Below are 2,518 nucleotides of genomic sequence, written 5' to 3'. Positions count from 1 at the left end.
AGGGGTGTCGAAAGAGTCAACTGCGGTCCAAAGCTGTTGGACTTGGGTGAAAAGGGCGTTTATTCTTCCTATACGTTTTAAATTATTTGAGGGCAGGAAGAGAGGTCCAGTATAGTGGAGAGAGTTTAAAAAAAGTTAATATAAAAAACCTGTCACATTACATTGGTTAAGGCACAGTTATGCAACACATCTATTAGAAAACGGTACAGATTTGCGATACATCCAGGAGTTGCTAGGCCATAATAGTAGCCGCACCACAGAGATTTATACACATGTCACTACTAAAAATATTGAAAAAATTAAGAGCCCTTTTGATGATTTATGATAAAAAAAAGTTTATATTGCACTAAATATTGTACACCTTTAGAGTTAAAGAAGGTATATAAAATCAACTGAATCGTGTTGTATTTGTACACCTTTTAGACCGCTAAGTGTATAGATAAGTAAGTTATGTGCCATTTTTGAATGACAATGCGAATAGATACAGACAAACAAATGAATTTACTTAGTGATAAGAACGTTGCAATAATTGGTGGTGGACCCGTTGGACTGACTATGGCAAAATTATTACAGCAAAACGGCATAGACGTTTCAGTTTACGAAAGAGACAACGACCGAGAGGCAAGAATTTTTGGTGGAACCCTTGACCTACACAAAGGTTCAGGTCAGGAAGCAATGAAAAAAGCGGGATTGTTACAAACTTATTATGACTTAGCCTTACCAATGGGTGTAAATATTGCTGATGAAAAAGGCAATATTTTATCCACAAAAAATGTAAAGCCCGAAAATCGATTTGACAATCCTGAAATAAACAGAAATGACTTAAGGGCTATCTTGTTGAATAGTTTAGAAAACGACACGGTTATTTGGGATAGAAAACTTGTTATGCTTGAACCTGGTAAGAAGAAGTGGACACTAACTTTTGAGAATAAACCGAGTGAAACAGCAGATTTGGTTATTCTTGCCAATGGCGGGATGTCCAAGGTAAGAAAATTTGTTACCGACACGGAAGTTGAAGAAACAGGTACTTTCAATATACAAGCCGATATTCATCAACCAGAGATAAACTGTCCTGGATTTTTTCAGCTATGCAATGGAAACCGGCTAATGGCATCTCACCAAGGTAATTTATTATTTGCTAACCCCAATAATAATGGTGCATTGCATTTTGGAATAAGTTTTAAAACACCTGATGAATGGAAAAACCAAACGCAGGTAGATTTTCAAAACAGAAATAGTGTCGTTGATTTTCTTCTGAAAGAATTTTCCGATTGGGACGAACGCTACAAAGAATTGATTCATACGACGTTGTCATTTGTAGGATTGGCTACACGGATATTTCCTTTAGAAAAGCCTTGGAAAAGCAAGCGCCCATTACCCATAACAATGATTGGGGATGCCGCACATTTGATGCCGCCTTTTGCAGGGCAGGGAGTAAATAGTGGGTTGGTGGATGCCTTGATATTGTCTGATAATCTAGCCGATGGAAAATTTAATAGCATTGAAGAGGCTGTTAAAAATTATGAACAGCAAATGTTTATCTATGGCAAAGAAGCACAAGAAGAATCAACTCAAAACGAAATTGAAATGTTTAAACCCGACTTTACGTTTCAGCAATTGTTAAATGTATAAAATGGAATAAAACGGCACATAACAAACAAATTGGCAATAGAGCCGGTGAAGTACTTCTATTGAACTTTTGTGCAATGTTGAAGATTAGTAATTCTATTCAACATTTGTGCTAAAAGTCGGCTCCATCGCCAATTTGCCAAACGTTAGATGCAATAGTCCATGGCGTGAAGGCCGTCCCCTACGCTATTGAACGCTTCTTTCTCCCATTAAAAACTCTTTTCATTTTACTAAAAAAAACAGTGGACAAACCAGCGATAGCTGATTTTAAAATCTGTTACGGGTAAACCGTGCAAACACTCCTTCGGATGTTTGTGACGTTGACACGTCTAACAGATTTTATTAAAGTTAGCGATAAAAATTGAGATAATCAATACACCAGTTGTTAAATATTGAAACCATGCTTATCATCTCACGTATTGCCAGCTAACTTTTGTCCACTGTTTTTAAATGAGTAAAATGAAGTAGTTTTTAAGGAGAAAAGCTACCGTTTCACAACATCATCAAGTAGGTTAACTTGAAGCAATTGTAAAACGGAACAATAGCGTGAGGGACGAGAGAGTTTATTTCCGCCAGGACTACTACGTAATTTCGAAAGCTGTGTTAATAGTATAGACAAACACTACTGAAATGACAATGGTATCTTTCAAAATTACTTCATCTAACTGATCGTTTCGCCCCATTCTTATTATTGAGTGAACTTAAATTCTACACTTCGATTATTATTTTTATATTTGGCTTAAGATTAACAAAAAGCGAGAACGGAGCGAAGCGACCGTGACGTTAGATGCAATAGTCCATGGCGTGAAGGCCACCTGGTCAAGAAAGCGGGCCATACCCACCAAGTGGCCAAGACGGGCGCGGTCACCCTGATCCAGCGTTTTGGATC

Annotated in this window: 1 protein-coding gene and 1 pseudogene; both read left to right on the top strand. The window is 37.5% G+C overall.

Going from position 1 to position 2,518, the window contains the following annotated elements; all coding sequences use genetic code 11:
* Positions 1-157: 157 nt before the first annotated feature.
* Positions 158-325: pseudogene (locus H6X51_RS19730) on the top strand (tyrosine-type recombinase/integrase); the annotation flags it as partial.
* 140 nt (positions 326-465) lie between these two features.
* A complete protein-coding gene (locus tag H6X51_RS19725) occupies positions 466-1,632 on the top strand; it encodes a tetracycline-inactivating monooxygenase Tet(X2) (RefSeq protein ID WP_008651082.1) in 1,167 nt (388 codons plus the stop codon).
* Positions 1,633-2,518: the final 886 nt, after the last annotated feature.

Origin of the sequence: Halopseudomonas xiamenensis, from assembly GCF_014219065.1 — a bacterium.
GTDB lineage: Bacteria > Pseudomonadota > Gammaproteobacteria > Pseudomonadales > Pseudomonadaceae > Halopseudomonas > Halopseudomonas xiamenensis.
This window is presented reverse-complemented; position numbering and strand designations above follow the sequence as displayed.